The sequence below is a fragment of the Roseateles sp. P1_C1_2 genome (genome assembly GCF_056406535.1).
Genome location: NZ_JBFUAB010000009.1, coordinates 111266 through 137265, shown reverse-complemented (window position 1 = coordinate 137265; position 26000 = coordinate 111266). Strand labels below are relative to the sequence as shown.

Annotated in this window: 22 protein-coding genes; 6 read left to right on the top strand and 16 right to left on the bottom strand. The window is 67.0% G+C overall.

The features are described from left to right. Window positions 1–474: 474 nt before the first annotated feature. The 3 genes from AC1D2H_RS10755 (at window position 475) to AC1D2H_RS10745 (ending at window position 5509) form a co-directional block, all read left to right on the top strand. Window positions 475–3381, top strand: coding sequence for a ribonucleoside-diphosphate reductase subunit alpha (locus AC1D2H_RS10755; RefSeq protein WP_478010908.1), 2907 nt, complete (start codon window positions 475–477; stop codon window positions 3379–3381). A gap of 158 nt (window positions 3382–3539) precedes the next feature. Further along, the gene (locus AC1D2H_RS10750; protein ID WP_477930310.1) at window positions 3540–4700 is read left to right on the top strand and encodes a ribonucleotide-diphosphate reductase subunit beta; all 1161 of its coding nucleotides are present in this window, start codon (window positions 3540–3542) and stop codon (window positions 4698–4700) included. A gap of 209 nt (window positions 4701–4909) precedes the next feature. Further along, window positions 4910–5509, top strand: a complete 600-nt coding sequence (locus AC1D2H_RS10745; RefSeq protein ID WP_478010907.1) for a histone — start codon at window positions 4910–4912, stop codon at window positions 5507–5509. A 381-nt stretch (window positions 5510–5890) separates the two neighbouring features. On the opposite strand, the gene AC1D2H_RS10740 is transcribed toward AC1D2H_RS10745, so the two are convergent. The 11 genes from AC1D2H_RS10740 to AC1D2H_RS10690 form a co-directional block, all read right to left on the bottom strand. After that, window positions 5891–6961 carry a zinc-ribbon and DUF3426 domain-containing protein gene (locus tag AC1D2H_RS10740; protein WP_478010906.1) on the bottom strand — a complete coding sequence of 357 codons (1071 nt, stop codon included), beginning with the start codon at window positions 6959–6961 and terminating at the stop codon, window positions 5891–5893. Continuing rightward, window positions 6958–7845 carry a 50S ribosomal protein L11 methyltransferase gene (gene prmA, locus AC1D2H_RS10735; protein WP_478010960.1) on the bottom strand — a complete coding sequence of 296 codons (888 nt, stop codon included), beginning with the start codon at window positions 7843–7845 and terminating at the stop codon, window positions 6958–6960. The genes AC1D2H_RS10740 and prmA overlap by 4 nt, the downstream gene beginning before the upstream one ends. 48 nt (window positions 7846–7893) lie before the next feature. Then, window positions 7894–9243: an acetyl-CoA carboxylase biotin carboxylase subunit gene (gene accC / locus AC1D2H_RS10730; protein ID WP_478010905.1), complete on the bottom strand. Its 1350-nt coding sequence runs from the start codon at window positions 9241–9243 to the stop codon at window positions 7894–7896. A 9-nt stretch (window positions 9244–9252) separates the two neighbouring features. Next, entirely contained in the window at window positions 9253–9714 is a 462-nt protein-coding gene (accB, locus tag AC1D2H_RS10725; protein ID WP_478010904.1) for an acetyl-CoA carboxylase biotin carboxyl carrier protein, read from the bottom strand. A 61-nt stretch (window positions 9715–9775) separates the two neighbouring features. Further along, complete coding sequence (aroQ, locus tag AC1D2H_RS10720; protein WP_477930302.1) at window positions 9776–10222, bottom strand: type II 3-dehydroquinate dehydratase; 447 nt, start codon at window positions 10220–10222, stop codon at window positions 9776–9778. Between the two features lie 116 nt (window positions 10223–10338). Next, entirely contained in the window at window positions 10339–10860 is a 522-nt protein-coding gene (locus tag AC1D2H_RS10715) for a TlpA disulfide reductase family protein (RefSeq protein ID WP_478010903.1), read from the bottom strand. Beyond that, window positions 10857–11441 carry a hypothetical protein gene (locus AC1D2H_RS10710; RefSeq protein ID WP_478010902.1) on the bottom strand — a complete coding sequence of 195 codons (585 nt, stop codon included), beginning with the start codon at window positions 11439–11441 and terminating at the stop codon, window positions 10857–10859. The genes AC1D2H_RS10715 and AC1D2H_RS10710 overlap by 4 nt, the downstream gene beginning before the upstream one ends. Then, window positions 11438–12151, bottom strand: coding sequence for a monofunctional biosynthetic peptidoglycan transglycosylase (gene mtgA / locus AC1D2H_RS10705; protein ID WP_477930592.1), 714 nt, complete (start codon window positions 12149–12151; stop codon window positions 11438–11440). Before mtgA ends, AC1D2H_RS10710 begins: the two co-directional genes overlap by 4 nt. Continuing rightward, the gene (gene aroE, locus AC1D2H_RS10700; RefSeq protein WP_478010901.1) at window positions 12151–12966 is read right to left on the bottom strand and encodes a shikimate dehydrogenase; all 816 of its coding nucleotides are present in this window, start codon (window positions 12964–12966) and stop codon (window positions 12151–12153) included. Before aroE ends, mtgA begins: the two co-directional genes overlap by 1 nt. Continuing rightward, entirely contained in the window at window positions 12963–13817 is an 855-nt protein-coding gene (locus AC1D2H_RS10695; RefSeq protein ID WP_477930294.1) for an energy transducer TonB, read from the bottom strand. Before AC1D2H_RS10695 ends, aroE begins: the two co-directional genes overlap by 4 nt. 2 nt (window positions 13818–13819) lie before the next feature. Then, a complete protein-coding gene (locus AC1D2H_RS10690; protein WP_478010900.1) occupies window positions 13820–15859 on the bottom strand; it encodes a ribonuclease catalytic domain-containing protein in 2040 nt (679 codons plus the stop codon). A 94-nt stretch (window positions 15860–15953) separates the two neighbouring features. Between AC1D2H_RS10690 and AC1D2H_RS10685 the strand changes: the two genes are divergently transcribed. Beyond that, entirely contained in the window at window positions 15954–17552 is a 1599-nt protein-coding gene (locus AC1D2H_RS10685; RefSeq protein ID WP_478010899.1) for a phosphoethanolamine transferase, read from the top strand. A gap of 9 nt (window positions 17553–17561) precedes the next feature. Here AC1D2H_RS10685 and fabG read toward each other — a convergent pair whose 3' ends face one another. Beyond that, window positions 17562–18302: a 3-oxoacyl-ACP reductase FabG gene (gene fabG, locus AC1D2H_RS10680; protein ID WP_478010898.1), complete on the bottom strand. Its 741-nt coding sequence runs from the start codon at window positions 18300–18302 to the stop codon at window positions 17562–17564. Further along, window positions 18299–18898 carry a YqiA/YcfP family alpha/beta fold hydrolase gene (locus tag AC1D2H_RS10675; RefSeq protein WP_478010897.1) on the bottom strand — a complete coding sequence of 200 codons (600 nt, stop codon included), beginning with the start codon at window positions 18896–18898 and terminating at the stop codon, window positions 18299–18301. Before AC1D2H_RS10675 ends, fabG begins: the two co-directional genes overlap by 4 nt. 113 nt (window positions 18899–19011) lie before the next feature. On the opposite strand from AC1D2H_RS10675, the gene AC1D2H_RS10670 reads away from it, so the two are divergent. Together AC1D2H_RS10670 and AC1D2H_RS10665 are read left to right on the top strand one after the other, a co-directional pair. Beyond that, window positions 19012–21693: a zinc-dependent metalloprotease gene (locus AC1D2H_RS10670; RefSeq protein ID WP_478010896.1), complete on the top strand. Its 2682-nt coding sequence runs from the start codon at window positions 19012–19014 to the stop codon at window positions 21691–21693. A gap of 83 nt (window positions 21694–21776) precedes the next feature. After that, entirely contained in the window at window positions 21777–22187 is a 411-nt protein-coding gene (locus tag AC1D2H_RS10665) for a PaaI family thioesterase (protein ID WP_477930283.1), read from the top strand. Window positions 22188–22337: 150 nt separating this feature from the next. On the opposite strand, the gene mpl is transcribed toward AC1D2H_RS10665, so the two are convergent. From mpl to thiD, 3 genes are read right to left on the bottom strand one after another with little or no spacing between them, the layout of a single operon-like run. Beyond that, window positions 22338–23699 (bottom strand): UDP-N-acetylmuramate:L-alanyl-gamma-D-glutamyl-meso-diaminopimelate ligase, encoded by a 1362-nt coding sequence (gene mpl / locus AC1D2H_RS10660; RefSeq protein WP_478010895.1) that lies wholly within the window; start codon window positions 23697–23699, stop codon window positions 22338–22340. A 29-nt stretch (window positions 23700–23728) separates the two neighbouring features. Further along, a complete protein-coding gene (gene hemL / locus AC1D2H_RS10655; RefSeq protein ID WP_478010894.1) occupies window positions 23729–25015 on the bottom strand; it encodes a glutamate-1-semialdehyde 2,1-aminomutase in 1287 nt (428 codons plus the stop codon). Between the two features lie 18 nt (window positions 25016–25033). Further along, window positions 25034–25981, bottom strand: a complete 948-nt coding sequence (gene thiD / locus AC1D2H_RS10650; RefSeq protein ID WP_478010893.1) for a bifunctional hydroxymethylpyrimidine kinase/phosphomethylpyrimidine kinase — start codon at window positions 25979–25981, stop codon at window positions 25034–25036. Between the last annotated feature and the right edge of the window lie 19 nt (window positions 25982–26000).

The window sequence follows — 26000 nt, the reverse complement described above, 5'->3', positions numbered from 1 at the left end:
CCTTCTCGGGATTTGCCCTGCTTGAATCTGCAGCGTGGCTGTCGGGTGCTTGTCCGGGCCTAGCGTTGGCGCGGCTTTGCGGGCCGCTTCGACCCGCCAGCCCAGTGTTGATGCGGGTTGTCGGCCATGAGCCCCGATCTGATCGGACAAAGGCGCGCGCCGGGCATTTTTCCAGCGGAATCACGCCCAGGGTTTGACACTAGGGGTAGTGCTTGAGGGGTCTTCGGCCCATAGATATAGTGTCCCTTCGTGATATCCTGCTAACCCAGTCGACCCCATGACCTTCCCCTCGGATTTGCTGTTTGCAGTGGCTTGGCCACCGCAGCAAAGCGCCCGAGGCCCAAGCCGGAACACCGGCCTGGCAATGGACCGGCAGGGACGAAACACCCCACTGAAGCTACGCACCATGCGCTGGCCCGACCTCCGGGTTGCTGCCGCGCATTTGCCCGTCATTTCTCGATAAAGGATCTCCTCATGCTGCATGAAGCCGCCACGGGTCAGGCCCAAGCCATTCCCGCTGCACCGGTCGCGTTTGGATCCGACGCGTCCGCTCCCAGCGCCCCCACGCTGACGACCTACCAGGCCTACCAGATCATTCGCCGCAACGGTGCCGTGGTCTCGTTCGAGCCGAGCAAGATCGCCGTCGCGCTGATGAAGGCCTTCCTGGCCGTGCACGGCACCAGCGGTGCAGCCTCGGCCAGCGTGCGCGAGACGGTGGAGCAGCTGACCCAGAACGTCGTGCGCGCCCTGCTGCGTTCGCGTCCGAGCGGCGGCACCTTCCATATTGAAGATGTGCAGGACCAGGTTGAACTGGGCCTGATGCGCAGCAGCAACCACGAAGTCGCCCGCGCCTATGTGCTGTATCGCGAGCGCCGCACCCAGGAGCGTGCCGCCCAGGGCGAGGCCACGCGCGCGGCCGAGCCGCAGCTGATGGTGGTGGACGGCGGCGAGCGTCGTCCGCTGGATCTCGGCCAGCTGAAGTCGCTGATCGTCTCCGCCTGCGAGAACCTCGGCGCCGACGTCAAACCCGACCCCGTGCTGGCCGAGACCATGCGCAATCTGTACGACGGCGTCGCCATCGACGAGGTCTACAAGGCCGCCATCCTGGCCGCCCGCACGCTGATCGAGAAGGACCCCGGCTACAGCCGCGCCACCGCCCGCCTGCTGCTGCACACCATCCGCCGCGAGATCATCGGCGGCGAGGTGCTGCAGGGCGAGATGGCCCAGCGCTATGCCGAGTACTTCCCCGGCTATATCAAGAAGGGCATCAAGGCCGAGCTGCTGGACGAGAAGCTGGGGCAGTACGACCTGGCCAAGCTGGGCGCCGCGCTGAAGGCCGAACGCGACCTGCAGTTCGACTACCTCGGCCTGCAGACGCTGTACGACCGCTACTTCCTGCACATCGAAGACCAGCGCATCGAGATGCCGCAGGCCTTCTTCATGCGCGTGGCCATGGGCCTGGCGCTGGGCGAGATCGACCGCGAAGCGCGCGCCATCGAGTTCTACGAAGTGCTGTCGAGCTTCGACTTCATGTCGAGCACGCCCACCCTCTTCAACGCCGGCACGCGCCGCTCGCAGTTGTCGAGCTGCTACCTGACGACGGTCAGCGATGACCTCGACGGCATCTACGAGGCCCTGAAGGAGAACGCGCTGCTGAGCAAGTTTGCCGGTGGCCTGGGCAACGACTGGACGCCGGTGCGTGCGCTCGGCTCGCACATCAAGGGCACCAACGGCAAGTCGCAAGGCGTCGTCCCCTTCCTGAAGGTCGTCAACGACACGGCCGTCGCCGTGAACCAGGGCGGCAAGCGCAAGGGCGCCGTCTGCGCCTACCTGGAAACCTGGCACCTCGACATCGAAGAGTTCCTGGACCTGCGCAAGAACACCGGCGACGACCGCCGCCGCACCCACGACATGAACACGGCGAACTGGATTCCCGACCTGTTCATGAAGCGTGTCCTCGAAGGCGGCGACTGGACGCTGTTCAGCCCCTCCACCTGCCCGGACCTGCATGACCTGTTCGGCAAGCCCTTCGAAGTGGCCTATACGGCCTACGAGGCCAAGGCCGACCGCGGCGAGATCAAGCTCTTCAAGCGCATGCCGGCCAAGGACCTGTGGCGCAAGATGCTGTCGATGCTGTTCGAGACGGGCCACCCCTGGATCACGTTCAAGGACGCCTGCAATGTGCGCAGCCCGCAGCAGCATGTCGGCGTCGTGCACTCCAGCAACCTGTGCACCGAGATCACGCTGAACACCAACGACAGCGAGATCGCCGTCTGCAACCTCGGCTCCGTCAACCTGGCCCAGCACATCAAGGATGGCGCCATCGACCAGGTCAAGATGAAGAAGACGGTGCGCACGGCCATGCGCATGCTCGACAACGTCATCGACATCAACTACTACGCCGTCAAGAAGGCCCGCGACTCCAACCTGCGCCACCGTCCGGTCGGCCTGGGCATCATGGGCTTCCAGGACGCGCTGTATCAACTGCGCACGCCCTACGCCAGCCAGGCTGCCGTCGAGTTCGCCGACCGCTCGATGGAAGCCGTCTGCTATCACGCCTACTGGGCCTCGACCGAGATGGCCGAAGAGCGTGGCCGCTATTCCTCGTACAAGGGCTCGCTGTGGGACCGCGGCATCCTGCCGATCGACTCGCTCGACCTGCTGGCCGAAGCCCGCGGCGGCTACGTCGACGTGGACCGCTCGACGACGCTGGACTGGGATTCGCTGCGCGGCCGCATCGCCACCTTCGGCATGCGCAACAGCAACTGCATCGCCATCGCGCCGACGGCCACCATCTCCAACATCATTGGCGTCGACGCGTCGATCGAACCCTGCTTCGGCAATCTGTCGGTCAAGTCCAACCTGTCCGGCGAGTTCACCGTCATCAACGAATCGCTGGTGCGTGACCTGAAGGCCCTGGGCCTGTGGGACGACGTGATGGTCATGGACCTCAAGCACTTCGACGGCTCGCTGCGCCGCATCGACCGCGTGCCCGAGGACATCAAGGCGCTGTACGCGACGGCCTTCGAGGTCGACACCGTGTGGCTGATCGAAGCCGGCTCGCGCCGCCAGAAGTGGATCGACCAGGCGCAGAGCCTGAACATCTACATGGCCGGCGCATCGGGCAAGAAGCTCGACGAGACCTACAAGCTGGCGTGGCAGCGCGGCCTGAAGACGACCTACTACCTGCGCACCATCAGCGCGACACAGGCCGAGAAGAGCACGGTCACGCGCTCGGGCCAGCTCAACTCGGTGTCGTCCAGCGCGGCGCCGGTGATGGCTGCTGCGGCTGCACCGATCGCTGTCGTCGAGCCCGAACTGCCGGCCACCGACATGAAGTTCTGCGCCATCGACGACCCCGGCTGCGAGGCCTGCCAGTAAGTCGAAGTGGAGGTGTGTACTTGTATAGACAAGTGCGCACCTCCTGTTTTCGATGCCCACGCGCAACAAACTTTGCGCGAATGATGCAAATAGCCGCAGCTAGTTCTTGTTGATTTGCACAAGCACTGCCGATAATTAGAAGTGATAGGAAGCACACCATGCTGGATTGGGACGAAGACCTGAAGTCCACTGATACCCACACCGCGAAGCCTCTCGCGGCCATGCCTTCGGCGACAGCGTCGCGCGAAGCCGCCAGCATCTCCATCCCCGCTCCCCAGCTGTCCGGTGAACCCACGACCGCGCGTCGCGTGCGTGCCGCCGACAAGCGCATCATCAACGGCCAGACCGACGTCAACCAGCTGGTGCCGTTCAAGTACAAGTGGGCCTGGGAGAAGTACCTCGCCACCTGCGCCAACCACTGGATGCCGCAGGAAGTGAACATGAGCCGCGACATCGCGCTCTGGAAGGATCCCAACGGCCTGACCGAAGACGAGCGCCGCATCATCAAGCGCAACCTCGGCTTCTTCGTCACCGCCGACTCGCTGGCCGCCAACAACATCGTGCTGGGCACCTACCGCCACATCACGGCGCCGGAGGCCCGTCAGTTCCTGCTGCGCCAGGCCTTCGAAGAAGCGATCCACACGCACGCCTACCAGTACATCGTGGAGTCGCTCGGTCTCGACGAGAGCGAGATCTTCAACGCCTACAACGAAGTCCAGTCCATCCGTGACAAGGACGAGTTCCTGATCCCCTTCATCGGCGCGATCATGGACCCGAACTTCAACACCGGCACGCCCGAGACCGACCAGACGCTGCTGAAGAGCCTGATCGTCTTCGCCTGCCTGATGGAAGGCATGTTCTTCTACGTCGGCTTCACGCAGATCCTGGCGATGGGCCGCCAGAACAAGATGACCGGTGCGGCAGAGCAGTACCAGTACATACTGCGCGACGAGTCCATGCACTGCAATTTCGGCATCGACCTGATCAACCAGATCAAGCTTGAGAACCCGCACCTCTGGACGGCCGAGTTCAAGGCCGAGATCAAGGCGCTGTTCCTGAAGGCCGTCGAGCTGGAATATCGCTACGCCGAGGACACCATGCCGCGTGGCGTGCTGGGCCTCAACGCCTCGATGTTCAAGGGCTATCTGCGCTTCATCGCGAATCGTCGCGCGGTGCAGATCGGCCTCGAAGCCCTGTTCCCTAACGAAGAAAATCCCTTCCCCTGGATGAGCGAGATGATCGACTTGAAGAAGGAACGCAACTTCTTCGAGACCCGTGTCATCGAGTACCAATCAGGCGGGGCCCTGAGCTGGGACTGAAGTCTCAGCCATCACAAGATCAAGACCTGGCCAATGCAGTCACCGAGCGAAACCCGCATCAGCACCCTTGAGGTGGCGGGGCTGCATGGCGATCCGATTCACCGTACCGAGGCGTTCCTCCTGAGCGACTCTCGGACGGTGAATAACCGTATCTGCACGGACCGGTCCGTGCGGGACGGTGACTTTTCCACTTGATCAAGGAGAAAACCATGGCAACTGCGAAGACCCCGGCTAAGGCCGCACCGAAGAAGGCCGCTCCGGCCAAGAAGGCCGCTCCGGCCAAGAAGGCTGCTCCGGCCAAGAAGGCCGCTCCGGCCAAGAAGGCCGCTCCGGCGAAGAAGGCCGTTCCGGCGAAGAAGGCCGCTCCGGCCAAGAAGGCTGCTCCGGCAAAGAAGGCCGCTCCGGCAAAGAAGGCCGCTCCGGCCAAGAAGGCTGCTCCGGCAAAGAAGGCCGCTCCGGCCAAGAAGGCTGCTCCGGCGAAGAAGGCCGCTCCGGCCAAGAAGGCTGCAGCTCCTAAGAAGGCTGCTGCCAAGAAGGCCGCACCGAAGAAGGCTGCACCCGCCAAGAAGGCTGCTGCTCCCAAGAAGGCTGCTCCGGCCAAGAAGGCTGCTGCTCCCAAGAAGGCTGCTGCCAAGCCTGCCGCCAAGCCCGCTGCGAAGCCTGCTGCCAAGAAGGCCGCTGCTCCGAAGAAGGCTGCCGCCAAGCCTGCCCCTGCTGCCAAGCCTGCCGCTGCTGCGACCGCTCCTGCGGCCAAGACCGCGCTGAGCCCGCAAGCTGCCTGGCCCTTCCCGACCGGCAACAAGCCCTAATCAGGCGATCCGCTGACTCGTCTCCGGGTGGCTTGTCCACCCGGATCCCGGCGAATCAGACACCCGGCACCGAATTTTCGGTGCCGGGTTTTTTTATTGCCGGCGCACTCGTCCAAGTGGGCGCGGATGCATCTGCTGACGCCTCTTGCCGGCGATGCGGCCTGGTCCTACAGCTGCTGCCGCTGCGAGGGCCTAACTTTGATCCCGGGCGCAGACTCCCGGCCTCTCTCCCCGCAGCACGACAGCGTGTCCCGACTGACGCATGACGTTGGCCGAAGCGCTCAAGTCTCGAGGACTCGCACGGGGCTCTGCGTCTTTCCCATTGGCGCGGCGATGAAGATCAAGACCCCGCGATGACTGCGGTGTCGGACGCCGCCGCGCTCAGGGGTAGAATATGTTGACGCTGTAGCCGCTGACCTTTTGCCCGCCCGTGCCGAACACCAGGCTCAGCGCCTGTTCGGATTCGGCATTGACCTGGGTCAACGCGGGCGTCAAGGTCTCCGGGCCGAGCACACGGCGCGCGAACGGCACGCCGTTGGCGTCGCTGAGGCTCAGCTCCACCCAGGGCGCTGCGACGTCGACGCCGGTCTTGTTGCGCAGCGACAGGCTGAGCTTGTAGCTGCCGGTGCCCACCGGACTGAGCGACGTGGCATCGATGCTGAGCGCCTCGATGCGGCGCCACGGCTTGACCTCGCAACTGGCAATGCCGCAAAGCGCCCGCAGGGGTTCACGCAGGGGTGCGTGCAGCGCCGCGATGGCGTCGCGGAAGTGCAGCGTGACCTGCAGGCCCAGCAGCAAGGCAAGCAACAGGGAAACGGCGCCGAGCGCCACGCGCACGGCCGGGCGATTCCAGCGCGCGCTGCTTTCGGCCTGGCGCATGAACTCGGGCACCCCGGGTTGGGCCTTGGCCGTCTTGGGCGCCTTGGCTGGCTTGACTGCCTTGGCCGGCTTCGCAGGCTTGCCGGGCCGCTCGGCGGGCTCTGCGGTGATGGGCGCCATCTCGGCCATGGACGGTTCGGGCTCGGCATCACGGGCCACCATGGGTGCGGGTTCGGCAGCCGCCTCGGCGACCCGGTCATCCTCCACCCAGCGGGGCTCGGGCCTGGACTCGTTCCTGCCGAACTCGGAAGGCCAGCCGGTGGGCAGGGCCTCGGCGCGCGGCTCGGGTTCGGGCGGCGGCATCCAATCCGGCGGCGGTGTGTAGGCCGGTGGTGGTGGCGCAGCAGGCGGCGGTGGCGGTGGCAGCGGCTCCGGTTCAGGCGCCATGGCGGCGGGTGCGTATTGCGCCGGCCATGGTGGCGGCGCGTCGCGCTCGATGTCGAACAGCAGTTCGCGGGCGTCGAAGATCTCGGCGCAGCGGCCGCAGCGCACCCAGCCGTCGGAGACGCGCAGCTGGTCCTCGACGATCCTGAAGATCGTGCCGCAGGCGGTGCAGCGCGTCGCGAGGCTCATGCCGGGCGCCGGGCCGTCATCAGGATCCAGCCATCTTCTTCGTCCGTGACTTCGAGCTTCAACCAGGGCGCATAGGCTGCCTTCAGCTCGTCGGCCTGGCGGCTGAGGATGCCGGCCAGGATCAGGTCGCCACCCGGCGCGACATGGGCGCAGAGCAGCGGGGCCAGCAGCTTCAGTGGCGTGGCCAGGATGTTGGCGATGACCAGCGGGTACTCGCCCTGGGCCAGTTCAGGCAGGCCGGGATTGAACTTGACGTTGTTCGCCGTCGCGTTGTCGCGCGAGGAGGTGATGGCGGCCGGGTCGATGTCGACCGCGTCGATGTCGCGGGCGCCATGCAGGGCCGCGCCGATGGCGAGGATGCCGGAGCCGCAGCCGTAATCCAGCACGCGAGTCCAAGCTTGAACGTGGGTCGCGATCCAGCGCAGGCACATGCGCGTCGTCGGGTGCGTGCCGGTGCCGAAGGCCAGGCCCGGGTCCAGGCGCATGACGCGCTGGGCCTGCGGCGGCGCCTCATGCCAGCTGGGCACGATCCAGAACTCGGGCGTGATCTCCACGGGTGCGAACTGGCTTTGCGTGAGGCGCACCCAGTCCTGCTCGGGCACGGCCTGGATGGCCTGCACATGCACGTCCGCGGCCCACTCCTGGGCCAGGATCAGCGTGGCAGCTTCGGTGGCGTCGGGCTCGCTGGGAAACAGCGCCTTCACGACCGAGCGTTCCCAGCCGGCCTTGGGTGCCGGCATGCCGGGCTCGCCGAACAGGGCGTGCTCGGCGTCGGTGTCAGCGTCGGCGTCCTCCACGGAGACGGCGAGCGCGTCGATCTCCATCAGCGCATCGCTGACGATCTCGACATCGGCCTCGCGGCACACCAGCGCAAGTTCAAACAAATGACTCATGCGCCTATTGTCCCGCGACTGCCGAGACCCGCCCTGGGCTCATCGCTTGTGGGCAGCCATCCAGCCTTCCAGGTAATGGATGCTGGTGCCACCCTCGATGAACTTGGCGTCCGCCATCAGCTCGCGGTGCAGCGGGATGTTGGTCTGGATGCCTTCGACCACCGTCTCGCTCAGCGCGATGCGCATGCGGGCCAGGGCCTGCTCGCGTGTGTCGCCGTGGACGATGATCTTGCCGATCATGGAGTCGTAGTTGGGCGGCACGAAGTAGTTCGTGTAGGCGTGCGAGTCCACGCGCACGCCGGGGCCGCCGGGGGCGTGCCACATCGTGATGCGACCAGGCGACGGCACGAACTTGACCGGGTCTTCCGCGTTGATGCGGCACTCGATGGCATGGCCGCGCATCTCGATCTGGCGCTGCGTGAACGGCAGCTTCTCGCCGGCGGCGATCTTGATCTGCTGCTGCACGATGTCGATGCCGGTGACCATCTCCGTGACCGGATGCTCCACCTGCACGCGCGTGTTCATCTCGATAAAGAAGAACTCGCCGTTTTCGTAGAGGAATTCGAAGGTGCCGGCGCCGCGGTAGCCCATCTTCTTGCAGGCGGCCGCGCAGCGGTCACCCACCTTCTCGATGTTGCGACGCGGGATGCCGGGTGCCGGCGCTTCCTCGATGATCTTCTGGTGGCGGCGCTGCATGGAGCAGTCGCGTTCGCCCAGCCAGACGGCGTTCTTGAAGGTGTCTGCCAGGATCTGGATCTCCACATGGCGCGGGTTCTCGAGGAACTTCTCCATGTAGACCTCGGGGTTGCCGAAGGCGGCACCCGCTTCGGCGCGCGTCGTCTGCACCGCGTGCACCAGGGCCGCTTCGGTGTGCACGACACGCATACCGCGGCCGCCGCCGCCGCCGGCCGCCTTGATGATGACCGGGTAGCCCACCGAGCGGGCGATCTTGATGATCTCCTTGGGGTCCTCGGGCAGGGCGCCCTCGGAGCCGGGCACGCAGGGCACGCCGGCGCGGATCATGGCCTGCTTGGCCGAGACCTTGTCGCCCATCATGCGGATGGACTCGGGCGTCGGGCCGATGAAGGTGAAGCCGCTGCGCTCGACGCGCTCGGCAAAGTCGGCGTTCTCGCTCAGGAAGCCGTAGCCAGGGTGGATGGCCTCGGCGTCGGTCACCTCGGCCGTCGCGATGATGGCCGGCATGCTGAGGTAGCTCTGGGCCGAGGGTGCGGGGCCGATGCAGACAGCCTCGTCGGCCAGGCGCACATATTTGGCGTCGCGGTCGGCCTCGGAGTAGACGACGACGGACTTGATGCCGAGTTCTCGGCACGCTCGTTGAATGCGCAGAGCGATCTCTCCGCGATTCGCAATAAGAACCTTCTTAAACATCGAGTGGCCTCACTCGATCACGAACAGCGGTTGTCCGAACTCGACGGCCTGGCCGTTCTCGCACATCACCTTGGTGATCGTGCCGGTCTTGTCGGCCTCGATCTCGTTCATGATCTTCATCGCCTCGATGATGCAGATGGCCTCGCCTTCCTTGACCTGCTGGCCGACGTCGGCGAACGGCTTGGCGTTGGGGCTGGAGGCACGGTAGAAGGTGCCGACCATGGGCGACTTGACGATGTGGCCGGTTTCGACGGGCGCGGCCGGAGCGGCGGCGGCCACGGGCGCGGCGACCTGGGCCGGCGCATGGGCGACCGGCGCCGGGGCGGCGGCATAGACCGGCTGCATGGCGACGGCGGCGGCCGGGTCGGCCTTGACGATGCGGACCTTGCCGTCGGCCTCGGTGATTTCCAGTTCGGAAATATTGGATTCCGAAACCAGGTCGATCAGGGTTTTGAGCTTGCGAAGGTCCATCTTGGCTCCAGGCGGTGTTGTTGTTGTGGGAGAAAAGGAAAAGGCGGCGCGAGACCGGAGGTCAGGCGCCGGCTTCCAACGATTCGAGGACGTGGCGCAGCGCGAGGCGGTAGCCGTTCGCGCCGAGGCCGCAGATGACGCCCACCGCCAGTTCACTCATATAGCTGTGATGGCGGAAGGCCTCGCGGCGGTGGATATTGGACAAATGAACTTCGATGAAGGGCAGGGCCACGGCCGCCAGCGCGTCGCGGATGGCGACGCTGGTGTGGGTGTAGGCGGCCGGATTGATGATGATGAAGTGAGTGCCGTCGGTGCGCGCGGCCTGGATGCGGTCGACCAGAGCACCTTCGTGGTTGCTCTGGAAGCTGCTCAGCGTGGCGCCGGCTTCTGAGGCGATCGCGCCGAGTTCAGCGTCGATCTGCGCCAGAGTCTGCGCGCCGTAGACCTCGGGCTCGCGGGTGCCAAGCAGGTTGAGGTTGGGGCCATGCAGGACAAGAACTTGCATCAAACACGTGGCAGCTGCCAGGCCCTAGGGTCTAGAGAGCGGCCACTAAATTGAGGAAGGGCGAACTTTACGCGTTTTGCCGCCGATTTCCCGCTGGATAGGGAAATTCTCGGGGTGGCTCAGCTGTTCGCCAGCTGGCGCAGCTCTTCGAGGCGGCTGACGCCCAGACGGCGCCAGCTGATCTCGCCAGTTTCGTCGAAGACCACCGAAAAAGGCAGGCCGCCGGCCGGATTGCCGAGCTCGCGCACCAAGCCCAGGCCTTCCGGACCGGCCAGCGCGACAGCGAAGTCCAGCGGGGTCTTCTGCAGAAAGGCCTTGACCGGGTCCAACTGGTCCACCGCCAGCCCCAGCACCTGCCAGCCCTTGCCCTTGGCTTCTTTATAGAACTGGTTGATCTCGGGCAGTTCCTTGACGCAGGGCGGGCACCAGGTCGCCCAGAAATTGACGAGCAGGGGCTGGCCGCGCCAGCGGGCGACGTCCAGCTCCTGGCCGTCCAGGCCAGGGAAGCGGCGCGCCCAGAAGGCCTGGGCGAGGGCCGAGGACTGGGGTGGGTTCAGCTTGCGCCAGGCGAAGGAGGCGCCCAGCGTGGCGGCGCCGAGGCCGGCGCTGGTCAGGAGGATGCGTCGGGTGATCGGGCTCATTCGGGGGCATCCAGCAGGTTTTGCAGCGCACCGAGGTCACCGCGCTCGGTCAGGCCGCGTGCATCGGGCTTGAGGGCGCCGCGCAAATCGTCGAAGTCCAGGATGGTCAGGCACAACGTCACTCGCTCGCCCAGGGCGGCGCAGGGCGCGTCGAGGATGAGCATGTCGATCTGCCGCCCGCGGCCCGCCGTCGTCTCTGCCACGTCGAAGTTGATGCCGCGATCCAGCAGCGCGATCTCGGCGGCCTTGCTGTCATCGCAATACAGCTGCAGATGGACGTTGGACAGGCGGGTGGCCGTGCCTCGCCAGACGGCGCCGGTCAGATGGGGGCGGAACTCCGCCAGCCGCGTCATCCACTGCGCGGCCAGTTCGCGCAGGGCGCGCAGTTCGCCGGGCTGGGTGTCGGCATGGAAGATGGCGATGTGCTCGCGCACGGCATCCTCGACCTCGTCATTGCCGGGCAGGGCGGCTCGTGGCGCGCCCAGGTCACGCGCGGCGCGCTGCTTGGCGGGTCCCCAGTCCATGCCTTCGTCGACGATGAGTCGGGCGGCCGCGGCCGCAATCTCTTCCGAATCGCTCATGGAAGCTGGGCGCTGTTCATGCGGCTGGTGATGATGCCGGCTCGGCCCATCACATAGGCCGACCCCGGCTGGCGCTCGAAGCGCTTGGGTGCCGGCAGCATCACCGCCAGCCGCGCCGCCTCGAAGGCGCCGAGCCGGGCCGCGTCGGTGTGGAAATAGTGGCGGGCCGCGGCCTGGGCGCCGAACAGGCCTTCGCCCCATTCGACGCTGTTCAGATAGATCTCCAGGATGCGGCGCTTGTCCAGCAGGCCTTCCAGCATCAAGGTCAGGATCAGCTCCTGGCCCTTGCGCAGCAGCGTGCGCTCGCCGGAGAGGAAGAGGTTCTTGGCCAGTTGCTGCGTGATGGTCGAGCCGCCGATGACCTTGGCGGTGGGTTTGCCGCGCGCCTCGGCGCGGGCCTGAGCCTTCTCGTTCTTCTTCCAGGCGCCCTTGAGGGCGTCCCAATCGACGCCGCCGTGCTCAGCAAAGGAATCGTCCTCGCTGGCGATGACGGCGCGCTTGAGCGTGCTGGCCAGCTGGGCGTCGTCCACCCATTGCTGGCTCCAGGCGACCTGCTGCTTCTCCTTCAGCAGGCGCACCGCCTCGCTGCGCTGGAAGCTGGTCGACTGCGGCGCGACAAAGCGCATCAGCAGGATGCGGCCGGCAAACCAGAGCTGCAGGCACAGCACCGCGAGCGCCAGCACGGCGACCAGGCGGCCAATGTGCCGGATCACAGCGAAGACCTCAGCGCGGTGAGCACCGGCGCCGTGTCGGGGCGCAGGCCACGCCAGAAGAAAAAGGCCTCGGCGGCCTGCTCGATGAGCATGCCCAGGCCGTCGCGCGGTTCGGCGCCGTGGGCGGCGGCCCAGTCGAGAAAGCCCTGGGCCTTGGGGCCATACATCATGTCCAGGGCCAGGGCGCCGGGCTTGAGCACGCGGGCGTCCACGGGCGAGGCCGCGCCGGCCAGGCTGGTGCTGGTGGCATTGACGACGATGTCCTGCGCCGCGGGCGCGTCGGCCAGCGTGGCTGCCGTGAGGGGAATGCCCAGGTCGGCATGGCTGGTTACCAGGGCCAGGGCCTTGTCGAGCGAGCGGTTGACGATGGTGATGTGCGCCGGCCGGGCGGCGATCAGGCTGCCCAGCACGCCGGCCGCCGCGCCGCCGGCGCCGACCAGCAGCAGCTGCAAGCCTTCAAGCGGGCGGCGGGCATTGCGCTGGATGTCGTTGACCAGGCCGGCACCGTCGGTGTTGTCGCCTACCCAGCCGCCTTCGTCAAAGCGCAGCGCATTGACGGCGCCGGCCCGCGCGGCGCGTTCGGTGTGCTCGGTGGCCAGCGCAAAGGCGTCGAACTTGAAGGGCACCGTGATGTTGCAGCCCTTGGCGCCGGCCGCCGCAAAGGCGCGCAGCGTCGCCTCGAAGCCGTCCAGCGGCGCGAGCAGGCGCTCATAGCTCAGCGACTGGCCCATCTGCTCGGCAAACATCGCGTGGATGGCGGGCGAGCGGCTGTGCTCCACCGGGTTGCCGACGACGGCGTACTGATCCTTCATTGCGGCTGCCCTTGCAAAGTCGTTTCCAGGTTCTCGTCGCGCGTGAACTTGAAGCGCGAGGTGATGACCAGCACTTCCGCGCCACGCAGCATCTCCTTGGTGAAGTTGCCGAAGGGCGAGGCCGCCTGCACGATGGCGACGGCGCGGCGGTCCAGCGTCGGGTTGCCGCTGGAGGCGACGATCTCGGTCTCGATGACGCGGCCCTTGTGGTCGATGTGGATGTTCATCGTCAGCTCGCCGTAGAGTTTCTTGCCGCGGGATTCAGGGAAATCACGCGTGCCGCGCTCCTCGATGCGGCGGCGCAGGCCGTCGTAGTACTGCGCATAGACGACCTCGCGCGTGGCCGGGCTGACATAGCGCTTGCGCGGCCGGGCGCTTTCCTCGTTGACGCGCTTCTCGATCTCGGCGAGCTGGTCGACGAGCTGGCGGCGCTTCTCGGCCAGGGCGCGTTCGGCGGCATCGGTCTTCTCGCGGCGCGGGTCGGGCGGTGGCAGCAGGGCCAGATCGCGGCGCATCTGCGCCAGCAATTGCTGCTGCTGCTGCTGCAACTGGGCGATCTGCGAGCTCTGCGATTCGGCCGCGTTGCCAGCCTCGTTCTGGCGCGCGGGCGGCAGCGGCGACGTGGCGCGGCCGACCTCCGTATTGCCGCCGCCGGCCAGATTGGCCTGGGCCAGCGCGGCGGCCTTGACCGGCACCTCGTTGGAGCGCGTGTTGACGAGCACGACCTCCAGCGGCGTGTCCTGGAAGATGCGGTTGAAGGCCTCGGGTGCGGCGATGCGCAGGCTCAGCAGCGCGGCATGCACGCCGAGCGAAAACGCGAGCGCGATCTGCAGCGTGCTCAGCTTGCGCATCTTCAGTTCGACGCGGCCGCTTCTGCGGGTTCGGTTTCGCTGCTGCCGTCGTTCAGGTCGATGGCCAAGGTCAGCGGCGCCGCCGCGGCCTCGAGTTCCTCGTCGTCGCCTTCCGATTCGTCGGCCGCAGCCGCCTCGTCCAGGCGCTCGATCAGCGTGGCATGCACGTCCAGCGTCATTTCGTCCAGGCCGGTGATGCGCACCTTCACGTGACTGCCGCGCGGCAGGTTCTCGCAGCCCAGGGCCCTGAAGACCAGGGGCAGGTCGTCGGCGCGCACCAGGCCGTCCTTCATGACGGCGGCGGTCAGCTCGGTCGTGCCGGTCTGCTGCAGCCAGCGCAGCGTCCAGAAACGTTCGATGCCGTTCTGGAAACCGTTGTAGGCCATGTAGGCGGACTCGAAGCCCGAGATGATGGAGAAGAGCTGCGCATCCTTGGGCTTGAAGGGCGCGGCCAAGGCGGCGGTGCGGCCGTGGCGGGCGCAGGCAATGATCTGCCACTGGTTGACGAGGTCGACATAACGGCGCAGCGGCGACGTTGCCCAGGTGTATTGCGCCACGCCCATGCCGGCATGCGGCAGGGCCTTGACGCCCATGCGCACCTTGATGCCGGGCGCCAGGCTGGCCTGGCTGCGGTAGATGCCGGGCAGGCCCAGTTCAGCCAGCCAGCCACCCCAGGCGGAGTTGGCCAGGATCATGGCCTCGGCCACGATCAGGTCCATCGAGCTGCCGCGGGCGCGCACGCCGATCTCGACGGACTCGCTGCCATTGGGCGCTTCCGAGCGCTCGCCGGCGAGGCGGAAGTTGTAGTCGGGCCGGTTGAAGTTCTCGGGCTTGCCGCGCACGACCTCGCGCTGGGCCTTGAGGTGCTTGGCCAGGCGCCACGTGAAGGCGAGCTCGGGTGCGAAGGCGTAGTCGGCCGGCGCCTCGCCCGACAGCGTTGCGTCGGTGACGATGCCGTCCAGCTTGTCGTGGCGCAGGTTGGCGGCGATGTGCACGCGCTCCAGCCGGGTCTCGCGCGCCTTGATCTCGAAGCTCGCCTCGTCCATCGTGAAATAGATGGACACGGCCGGGCAGTCGCGGCCCTCGATCAGCGTGTAAGCCTGCACGACCTCGTCGGGCAGCATGGTCAGCTTCCAGCCCGGCATGTAGACGGTGGACAGGCGCTCGCGGGCGACCTTGTCGACGGCCGAATCCGGCGTGATGGCCAGGCCAGGGGCGGCGATGTGCACGCCGAAGGTGACGGTGCCCGTGCCCAGGCCCTGCACCGACAGCGCATCGTCGATCTCGGTCGTCTGCGAATCGTCGATGGAGAAGGCCTGCGCGGTGGACAGGGCCAAGTCGTCCTTGATCTCCGGCGCCGAGAGCTGAGGGAAGCCCACGCCCTTGGGGAAGTTCTCGAACAGGAAGCGCTTCCAGTGAAACTGATAGGCGCTGGTGATGGCGCCGGCCTGCTGCAGCAGGTCCAGCGGCGCCTTGTGCGAGCGCTTGGCCGCGTCGACCACCGCCTTGTATTCGGGGCCGTTCTTGTCGGGCTTGAAGAGGATCTTGTAGATCTGGTCCTGGATGGGCTGGGGACAGGCGCCCTTCACCAGCTCCTCGGCCCAGGCCTCGATCTGCAAGGCCTGCTGGCGCTTGCGCTCGATGCCCAGCAGGGCGGCCTTCACCGTCTCCTCGGGCGCCTTCTTGAACTGACCCTTGCCGGCGCGGCGGAAATAGTGGGGCGCGTCGTAGAGGCGGAACAGCGCGGCGGCCTGCTGCACGGTGCCGGCCTTGGCGTCGAAATAGTCGCGGGCCAGGTCGGCAAAGCCGAACTCGCCCTCGGGGGCGAACTCCCAGGCCAGGTCGAGGTCGATGTCGTCGGCGAGCGTGCGCGCTTCGGCCAGCAACGCAGCAGGCGCCGGCTTCTCGAACTTCAGCAGCACATTGGCGGACTTGACCTTGACCCGCTTGCCCGAGTCCAGCTCGACCTGCAGCGAGGCATCGGCCTCCGACATCACCCGGCCGGCGAGAAATTTCCCGGCGTCATCAAACAGCGCAAACATAGGGGCGCATTGTCATTGATAGTGACGGCCCGCCCGGCCGGAGTCCACGCAGGCCATCGATATCATGCGCCGCCTTCGCCGCTGCCGATTGCCGATGACCGACCGCTTCAAGATCCTGCTGCTGCTTGGCTTTCTGTGGTTGCCGGGCCTGGCCACACCGTGGCTGGCGGAAGGGCTGGACGGCCTCGAGGCGCTGTCCGTCGTGCTGCTGTCGCTGTTCGTGCTGGCCGTGCCGCTGTGCCTGCTGCCGCGCTGGCGCAGTTATTTCCTGCTGTGGCTGCCGCTGGCGCCCCTGATCCCGGCCTATCTCTATCTTTGCCACTACTACCGCAGCGTGCCCGGGGACGTGCTGATGTCCGCCGCGCTGAACACGCGTTGGCAGGATTCGGTGCAGATGGTGGCCTCCTTTGGCTGGAAGCTGTGCTGGGTGCCGGTGCTGGGGGCGGTCTACGCTGTGATCGCACTCAGCATCGGCCGCGAGGCCCGCTGGCCGTGGCGCAGGCCGCTGCTGGCTGCGCTGCTGACCTACGCCATGGCCGGCATGCTGGGACAGCAGGTTCTGGTTCAGTGGCTGCCGTGGCCGCCGCTGTTTGATCTGCAGACGGCCAAGCTGGTGTTTCCGGTGAACCTGGCGCTGTCGGCCGAGCACAGCTGGGACAGGCAGCGACAGCTGGATACGCGGGCGAGCGTGTCGGGCCGCAGCGGCGACGACGGCCCGCTGCTGGTGGTGCTGGTGGTTGGCGAAAGCGTCAGGCGCGACCACCTGGGCCTGTACGGCTACGAGCGGCCCACCACGCCGTGGCTGACGGCGCATGCGTCCGAGTTCGCGATTTTTCGCGACGTGGCTTCGACCGCCCAATGGACCGAGGGTGCCGTGCCCCGCATCGTCACGCAGGAGTCTGCCGCGGGCGCGGCGACGCTGGTGCAGACCTTCGCCGAGGCGGGATTCCGCACCGCCTGGCTCTCGAACCAGGAGCCGTCGAAGCTGAGCCGCGAGGCGGACGTGGTGGACCATTCGGAGAACGGCCAGGACAAATACTTCCGCAAGGACATGAGCCTGCTGCCGCTGATGGTGGCCTTCAACCACCAGGCCGGGCCGCGGCAGTTCGTGGTGCTGCACATGATGGGCAGCCACTTCCACTACGACGAACGCTACACCGCGGCCTCGCATCGCTTTCGCCCGACGCTGACCGAAGCCGGTGTCAGCGGCCAGCCCGACCTGGCCCATCGAGCCGAGGCCGTCAATTCCTACGACAACACCGTCGTCGAGCTGGACCGCTTCATGGAGCGCACCATCGCTCTGCTGGAGGCCGAATCCCGGCCCGTCGTGCTGCTCTACACCTCCGACCATGGCGACAATCTTCTCGACGATGAGAGCGCCGCTTTCATGCATGCGCGCCCGACGCCCACCTGCCATGACCTCAAGGTGCCCCTGCTGGTCTGGGGCAATGCCGCCTACCGCGAGCGCCACGCCCAGCGGTTTGCGGCCGTGCAGGCCAACACCGCGCGCCGCGTCAGCCATGTGAACGTCTTCGCCTCGCTGCTGGAGCTGGGCGGCGTGGACTGGTCGGGCCGCGATGCCTCCTGGAGCTTCGCGTCCCCGGCATTCACGGAACGAGACCGCCCGCTGACCGACCTCTATGCGCGTGGCGCCAAGACCTACGAGGCGCTTTGCGCGCCCGCCGCGCCCTGACTCCCGGCCTCAGACCGTCATGCCGCCGGACACCTCGATGACCGCGCCATTGACGTAGCTGGCCTCGTCGCTCGCCAGGAAGGCGTAGACGTTGGCGATCTCCTCGGGCTTGCCCAGGCGCTTGAGCGGCACATGGGCGCGCATCTCGTCCAGCACCTTGTCGGGGATGGTGCCGAGGATGGGCGTGTCGATGAAGCCCGGGGCGACGGCATTCACGCGGATGCCCTTGGGCCCCAGCTCACGGCTCCACGTCTTGGTGAAGCCGATGACGCCGAATTTCGCGGCCGCATAGTTGGTCTGGCCGAAATTGCCATAGATGCCGACGACCGACGAGGCATTGAGGATGACGCCCGAGCCTTGCGCCACCATGGTGTCGGCCACGGCCTGGGCGCAGTGGAAGACGCCGCGCAGGTTGACGTCGATGACGGCGTCGAACTGCAGCAGCGTCATCTTCTGCAGGCGGGCATCCTTGGTGATGCCGGCGTTGTTCACCAGCACGTCGATGCGGCCGAAGTCTTTCAGCACGGCGGCCACCATCAGGTCGACCGACACGCGGTCGGCCACGTCGACGGTGTGGCCCTGGGCCGTGGCGCCGAGCTTCTCGCAGGCCTGGACGGCGGCCTGCACGCCTTCGGGGCGCAGGTCGCAGGCGATGACCGTGGCGCCCTCGCGGGCGAATTTCAGCGCGGTGGCCAGGCCGATGCCCTGGGCCGCGCCCGTGATGATGCAGACCTTGTTCTGGAGTTTCATCGTTGGCTCTTCGTCAGGAATTCCGTCAGGGGTTGGAGATGGTTGTCGAAGTCTGTCAGACCATGGTCGCTGCCCTCCAGCACCTCGCCGTCACAGTCGGCATAGCGGGCCAGCATCTCGCGCCAGTCCAGCAGCTCGTCGCCCTTGGCGATCAGCGCGTAATAGCGCAACGGCTTCGTCAGCCGTGCCGGCGGCGTCAAGGCGGCCAGCTCGGCTACATGCTGGGCCGTGAACTCGAACTGCAGCTGCGGGTCATGCCAGGCCGTCAGTGTGCCGATGTGGCGGGCGAGATCGCGCGCCGGGTCGACGGCGGGGTTGAGCACGGCGACGCGCCAGGCGCGATGAGCGGGCTGCTCCGCGACAAAGGTGGCATAGAAACCGCCCAGCGAGCTGCCGATGACGGCGGCGCCCTCGGCCGGCCAGCCTTCAATGAGGCCGGCCACGATTTCCATGGCTTCGAGCGGGGAGGGCGGCAGCTGCGGGGCGGCGAAGACGAGACCGGGCTGCTCGGCCGCCCAGGCTGCCATGCGGCGCGCCTTGGCCGAGGCCGGCGAGGAGCGAAAGCCGTGCAAATAGAGCAGATGCGTGAGATCCATGACGGAAGTTTTGATGTGAACTTTTGTGCACCCGCGACGCGGGAGGAATCGGATTGACGCAAGTGTCGCCGCCAGCCACAGTGCCTGCCTTTCCGCAATCCCGGACCCGTCCCATGATTCCGACGCCCCGCACCGCCCTGGCCACCGCCGTCCTGCTCGCACTGGCCGCGGTCGCCCAAGCCCAGACCCCGCCCGCTGCCGCCGCCTCCGCACCCGGCAGCGCCGCCTCCGGCCCCGCCGCCGCCCGCCCGCCGGCGGATCCCACGGCGCCCAAGCCCTTCGCCGACGTCATCAAGGGCGCCAAGGAGCAGCCCGGCCTGTTCCCGATCTGGCGCAAGGACGAGAAGGTCTGGATCGAGATCCCCAAGGAAGCCTTCAACAAGCCTTTCCTGTTCAGCGTCAACGTTGCTAACGCCGTCGGCGAGCGTGGCCTCTACGCCAGCCAGATGCTGGGTGACGAGATGGCCGAGTGGCGCCGCATCGGCAACCATGTGCAGCTGATCGCGCTGAACACCAAGTTCCGCACCGCCAACCCGTCGAGCAAGATCGCCATCGAGCAGGCCTTCTCGCCCAGCCTGATCGGCGGCGTGCCGGTCGCCAGTGCCGACCATCCGGACCGCAAGTCGGTGCTGATCGACGCCAGCAACCTGCTGCTGGGCGACATCCCGGGTTATTCCACGCGCCTGGAGTTCGCCTACCGCCTGCCGTTCGCACCGGACCGCGCCAACTCCTTCATCGAAGCCACCCGCGCCGATGCCCAGGTCTCGACGCTGACCTCGCGCGTGCACTTCGCCACGCCGCGCATCCCCGCGCCTTCGCTGGTGCCCGCACCCGTGCCCGTGCCGACGCCGCCCCAGGCCACGCCGGACCCGCGCTCGATGTTCTTCAGCTTCGTCTACAGCTTCCGTGCGCTGCCCGAAGCGCCGGCGGCCGTGCGCCATGCCGACCCGCGCCTGGGTCATTTCATGGAGAGCTACAGCGACTTCGGCGATGACCTCAAGGCCAACCCGCGCGTGCACATGATTGCCCGCTGGCGCCTGGAGAAGAAGGATCCGGCCGCGGCCCTGTCCGAGCCGGTGCAGCCCATCGTCTACTGGATGGACAAGAACATCCCGACCAAATACCGCGAGGCCGTCAAGGCCGGCATCGAGGAGTGGAACAAGGCCTTCGAGAAGATCGGCTTCAAGGACGCCGTGCAGGCCAAGCAGCAGCCCGACGACGCCGATTGGGACAATATGGACTCGACGCACGCGTCCATCCGCTGGTTCACGGGCGCCGACGTGGGCTTCGCCATCGGCCCCAGCAACAAGGACCCGCGCACCGGCGAAATCCTCGATGCCGACATCGGCATGAGCGACGTCTTCGGCCGCGGCTCGCGCCGCCTGGCGTCGGACGACGTGGTGGGCTTCCATGGTCACGACCATGCCGCCAGCAGCTGGATGGGCGAGCGCAGTCTGCGCCTGTCCGAGCAGCAGTGCAGCTACATGGCCGACCAGGCCAACGAGCTCGGCTTCGCGCTGGACCTGCTGTCCCTTCGCGACGGCATGGACATGAACGGCCCCGAGGCCGAGGCCCTGGCCCAGGCGGTCATCAAGGACGTCGTCATGCACGAGGTCGGCCACACGCTTGGGCTGAAGCACAACTTCAAATCCTCCACGACGGTCACCCAGGCCCAGCTCAAGGACAAGGCCTTCACCGAGGCCAACGGCATCTCCAACTCGGTGATGGACTACAACGCCTACAACCTGCCGCTCAAGGGCGAGGCCAAGGCCAGCCTGACGAACACGACGCTGGGCGCCTACGACTACTGGGCCATCGAGTACGCCTACAAGCCCATCGCGGTCGACCAGGAGGCGGCCGAGCTGGCCAGGATCGCGGCCCGTTCGACCGAGCCCAAGCTGGCCTATGGCGACGACTTCGACCAGGGCGTCGGCGGCCCCTACGACGGCTTCGATCCGCGCACCAACCAGCGCGATCTCGGCGACGACCCGCTGGCCTACGCCAAGAAGCGCCTGAAGCTCAGCCAGGAGCTGTGGGAGCGCGTGCAGTCGCGCCCGGCCGCCGTCGGCGACGATCCGCTGCGCAGCCGCCGCTCGATCTTCGAGTCCTTCCGCCAGCTGGGCATGACGGCCAACAACATCAGCAAGTATGTCGGCGGCATGTATGCCGAGCGCGTGGTGCCGGGTGTCACGACCGGTCCGGCCTTCAAGCCGGTCGACAACGTCCAGCAGCGTGAGGCCCTGCGCTTCATTGCGGCAGGCCTGCTGTCCAGCGACTCGTTCAAGTTCAAGCCCGAGTTCCTCGTCACCCAGACGCTGGACTACAACGAGTGGGACCGCGGCCTGCCGCTGTCCATTCCCGACAGCGTCAGCGCATTGCAGGGCCGCGTGCTGGACCGCCTGATGTCGCCCAACACCGCGCGCCGCCTCATCGAGCAGGGCGCTTACCTGCCCGAGGCCCAGCGCAAGGGGGCGGTGTCGCTGAGCGAGGTCTACGGCACGCTGCAGGGCGCGATCTTCAGCGAGCTCAAGACCGGCGCCGAGGTCGATCGCATGCGCCGCAGCCTGCAGCGCGAATACCTGCGCCGCCTGCAGGCCCAGCTGAACCGCGCGACCAACGGTGCAGCGGTCTATGCCGACGCCTTCTCGATGGCTCGCTGGCATGCCACTCAACTGCTGAATGAGCTGCGTGTGGCCTCGGCCAAGCCGGGCCTGTCGGTCGAGACGCGCGCGCACCTGGCCGAGACGCAGGACATGCTGAACTCGATGCTGAAGGCTTCGTTGGTGCGCAGCTGATTCACAGTTCGCGCAAGCAAAAGGCCGGCTTCATGCCGGCCTTTTTTCTTGTCTTAGCATCGTGCGCACTTCGAGGATCAGCGATGTCCACACCCGACAAACTCAATCAATTCGGCGCCAAGAACCTGCCCGGCCATCTGGGCATCGTCTTCACCCAGGCCGACCCCGCCGAGATCAAGGCTGAGCTGGTGGTGCGCGAAGAGCTGATGGCGCCCAACGGCTATCTGCATGCCGGGAGCATCGTGACGCTCGCGGACAGCTGCGCCGGCTACGGCTGCATCGCCAACCTGCCGCCGGGCGCAGTGGGTTTCACGACCATCGAGCTGAAGTCCAACCACCTCGGCACGGCGCGCGAAGGCACCATCGCCTGCGTGGCCCGGCCGGTTCACCTGGGCAAGACGACGCAGATCTGGGATGCGGTGGTGACGAACAAGGACACCGGGAAGACCATGGCCTTGTTCAGGTGTACGCAGATGGTGTTGTACGGGAAGTGAACTGGGAGAGGTTGCTTTTGCGGCTGTCCTTTCGACCCGGTGCAGTGCCGCGGGAATCCGCCCCGCGAGGGCGGGTAACTTTCTTCTGGCCCCGCAGAAGAAAGTTACCCGGCCGCCGGGACGGACTCCCGGCAATGCATCGAGCAGACGCTACTTGGCCAACGCAGCCAGCAGCTTTTCGTGGATGCCACCAAACCCGCCATTGCTCATGCACAGCAAATGGTCCCCGGGCTTCGCAGCTTTGACGACAGCGGACACCAGCGTATCCACATCTGCACCGACAAAAGCCTGCTGACCCATCGGCGCCAACGCCTCCTTGGCGTCCCAGCTCAGCCCCTGCTGATTGCAGAAAGCCAGATCGGCCTCCTCCAGCGCCCAAGGCAACTGGGCCTTCATCGTGCCCAGCTTCATGGTGTTGGAGCGCGGCTCGAAGATGGCCAGGATGCGCTCCTGCGGCGCGATGCGGCGGCGCAGGCCGTTGACGGTGGTGCGGATGGCCGTGGGGTGGTGGGCGAAATCGTCGTAGACCTTGATGCCGCGCGCTTCGCCGCGCAACTCCATGCGCCGCTTGACGTTCTGGAACTCGGCCAGCGCCGCAGCCGACTGCTCGGGCGCCACGCCAACGTGCTCGGCCGCAGCAATGGCGGCCAGCGCATTGAGCTGGTTGTGCTCGCCGATCAGGCCCCACTCGACGCGGGCGACCTTCAGGCTGCCGCGCAGCACGTCGAAGGCTTGCGGCTCACCGCGGGCGCGCAGCATGCCGGCCTCTTCCTTCTTGGCGCCGAAGCGCAGTACCTCGCTCCAGCAGCCGCGGGCGATGACGCGCTGCAGCGCTTCCTCGCGCGCGTTGACGACGAGGCGGCCGCTGGCCGGCACGGTGCGCACGAGGTGGTGGAACTGGGTCTCGATGGCGGCCAGGTCCGGGAAGATGTCGGCGTGGTCGTGCTCGAGGTTGTTCAGCACGGCCGTGCGCGGCCGGTAGTGGACGAACTTGCTGCGCTTGTCGAAGAAGGCCGTGTCGTACTCGTCGGCCTCGATGACGAAGGGCTTGCCTTCGCCCAGGCGAGCCGAGACGCCGAAGTTCTGCGGCACGCCGCCGACCAGGAAGCCGGGCTGCTGGCCGGCGTGCTCGAGGATCCAGGCCAGCATGGACGTCGTCGACGTCTTGCCATGAGTCCCTGCCACGGCCAGCACGTGACGGCCTTGCAGCACGTTCTCGGAAAGCCATTGCGGCCCGGACGTGTAGGGCAGGCCGGCGTCCAGGATGGCTTCCATCAGCGGGAAGCGCTCGCCGCGCGTGACGACATTGCCGATGACGAAGACGTCGGGCTTGAGCTCCAACTGCTCGGCGCCAAAGCCGGTGATCAGCTCGATGCCCAGGGCCTCGAGCTGGGTGCTCATCGGCGGGTAGACGTTGGCGTCGCAGCCGGTGACCTTGTGGCCGGCTTCGCGCGCGAGGGCCGCGAGGCCGCCCATGAAGGTGCCGCAGATGCCGAGGATGTGGAGATGCATGTCAGCGCGCCCTGCAGGGCGTCAAGGAGTCAGCGCAAGGCGGTGCGCGCGGCCGCGAGAGTGGCGTCGATGTCGGCCTGGCTGTGGGCCGCCGACACGAAGCCCGCTTCGTACAGGGCCGGCGCGAGATAGATGCCGGCGTCCAGCATCGCGTGGAAGAAGCGGTTGAAGCGCTCCTTGTCCGTCGTCATGACGGTGGTGTAGTTCTGCGGCAGTTCCGGCATCAGGAAGAAGCCGAACATGCCGCCTTCGCAGTCGGCGCTGAAGGGCACGCCGTTCTCCTTGGCCACTGCCTTCAAACCATCCACGAGCTGGCGGGTCTTGGCCGACAGCGATTCGAAGAAGCCGGGTTTCTGGATCTCGCGCAGCGTGGCCAGCCCGCAGGCCGTGGCCACCGGGTTGCCCGACAGCGTGCCGGCCTGGTAGACGCCGCCCAGCGGCGCCAGGTGTTGCATGACCTCGCGCCTGGCACCAAAGGCCGCCAGCGGCATGCCGCCACCGATGACCTTGCCGAAGACCGAGATGTCGGGTGCGAAGCCAGGGATGAGCTGGGCGTAATGGGCCTGTGCGGAACCCAGGCCGACACGGAAGCCCGTCATCACCTCGTCCAGCACCAGCAGCGCACCATGCTGGCTGCACAAGCGGCGCATCGCGCTCATGAAGGCCAGCGACGAGCGCACGAAGTTCATATTGCCCGCGATGGGCTCGACGATGACGCAGGCCAGCTCGCTGCCGTACTGGGCGAAGGCAGCCTCGAGCTGCTCGACGTTGTTGTATTCCAGCACCACGGTGTCCGCCGCGGCACCGGGCGTGACGCCGGCGCTGGTCGGGTGGCCGAAGGTGGCCAGGCCTGAACCGGCCTTCACGAGCAGGGCGTCGGTGTGGCCGTGATAGCAGCCCTCGAACTTGATGAACTTGGCGCGGCCGGTGGCGCCGCGCGCCAGGCGGATGGCGCTCATGGTCGCCTCGGTGCCCGAGCTGACCAGGCGCACCTGGTCCATGCTGGGCACGAGCTTGAGGATCTCCTCGGCCAGCTCGATCTCGCGCTCGGTCGGCGCGCCGAAGGAGAAACCCTCGGCAGCGGCCTTCGTGACGGCTTCCAGCACGGCCGGGTGGCCGTGGCCGAGGATCATCGGGCCCCAGGAGCCGATGTAGTCGACATAGCGCCGGCCTTCGGCGTCATGGATATAGGCGCCATCGCCGCGGGCGATGAAGCGCGGCGTGCCGCCGACGGCGCGGAAGGCGCGCACGGGCGAGTTCACGCCGCCGGGAATGACGCGCGCGGCGCGCTCGAAGAGCTCTGAATTGCTGGCCATGACAGGGAAATCAGGAAATCAATGCATGCGCCGCGGCGTCTTGGGCGGCTGCTCGGGTTCGGGTTCGGGCTCGAAGTCGGGCGGCTCGCCACCTTCCTCGTCCGCGGCGGGCAGGGCCCAGAAGAAGCGGTCGGGGATGACATTGCCYATGCCGGGTCGAAAGCCCGCGTCCAGGGACTGGTCCAGGAAGGACAGGGCCTCGCTGACGGCCGAGTGCAGTTCGGCGCCCACCGACAGCAGGGCAGCCAGGGCGGCGGCCAGCGTGTCACCGGAGCCGACGAAGGCCGTCTCGAAGCGCTCGAACTTCTCGCCGGTGATGGGGCCCTGGGCGTTCGCCAGCACGTTGTCTACATACTGGTTGGGCAACTGGATGCCCGTCACCAGCACATGCTGGGCACCGGCCTGGGCCGCGGCCACGGCCAGCTCGCGGGCCGACGGCGCGCGCTCGTTGTCCCAGTCGGGCAACAGGAAGTCGGTCATCGTCTTGTGATTGCCCACCAGCACGGCCGTCTGCGGCAGCACCAGCTCGCGCAGCGCGTCCAGGTATTGCTGCTGGTCGTCCTCGTCTATCCAGGCGACCGAGGGCAGATAGGTGACCAGCGGCACGTCCGGGTAGTCGCTCAGCACCTCGGCGACGGCGGCCACGGCCTCGGCGTTGCCGAGGAAACCGACCTTCCAGGCGGTGATGGGCACGTCCTCGAGGATGTGGCGGGCCTGCTCGGCAACGGTGTCGGCGTCGAGGTTCTCGTGCTCGAAGATCTCGGCCGTGTCGCGCAGCACGATGGCGGTGACGACGGGCAGGCAGTGCGCACCCATGGCCGCGATCGTGGCCACGTCGCCGGCCAAGCCGCCTGCGCCGGAAGCGTCGCTGGCATTGAAGCTCAGCACGCAAGCCGGCGGCGGGCTTTCCTGTTCGTCTTGGGTTTCATCGACCTCGGGGTCGGCGGGGAGGGGTGTTGGGCTCATGGGAAGGTCATGCCGAATG